Source organism: Streptomyces sp. DH12, assembly GCF_020873895.1.
Lineage (GTDB): Bacteria > Actinomycetota > Actinomycetes > Streptomycetales > Streptomycetaceae > Streptomyces.
On record NZ_JAHWGT010001671.1, the window covers coordinates 1 to 388 of the forward strand.

The window sequence follows — 388 nt, forward strand, 5'->3', positions numbered from 1 at the left end:
GTGCGCTCGACGAAGCGCGGAATGACGTAACGGGACTCGGCCTGCGGACCGGTGTAGCGGCCCTGCGAGCCGGACATGTCCTGCACGGCCTGCATACGGTCGTAGATCCCACTGCCGGGGAATGCGTTCACGGTGTCTCCTGAAAGGGGCTGAGGCGGTCGGCTGGGGCTGCTGGGGGCCCCGGGCTCTCACGGGCCCGGGCGGGGTCCTACGGGGCTCGTGGAGCCTCGCAAGGCCGCTCAGGCCCCGGTGCCGCCGCCGCCCGGCATACCGGCGGCCGTGGCGATCACGTCGTCGATGAGGCCGTACTCCTTGGCCTCGAAGGCGTCGAACCAGCGGTCGCGGTCCGAGTCACGGGTGATCTGCTCGACCGTCTGGCCCGTGTGCT

General features: G+C 71.1%; 1 protein-coding gene and 1 pseudogene. Both read right to left on the reverse strand.

What is annotated here, in order from left to right; genetic code table 11:
* A pseudogene (gene clpP, locus LPA54_RS41660) lies at positions 1-131 on the reverse strand (ATP-dependent Clp protease proteolytic subunit); the annotation flags it as partial.
* Between the two features lie 108 nt (positions 132-239).
* Positions 240-388 (reverse strand): ATP-dependent Clp protease proteolytic subunit (locus LPA54_RS41665; protein WP_228985553.1); only part of this gene is annotated, 149 nt, incomplete at its 5' end.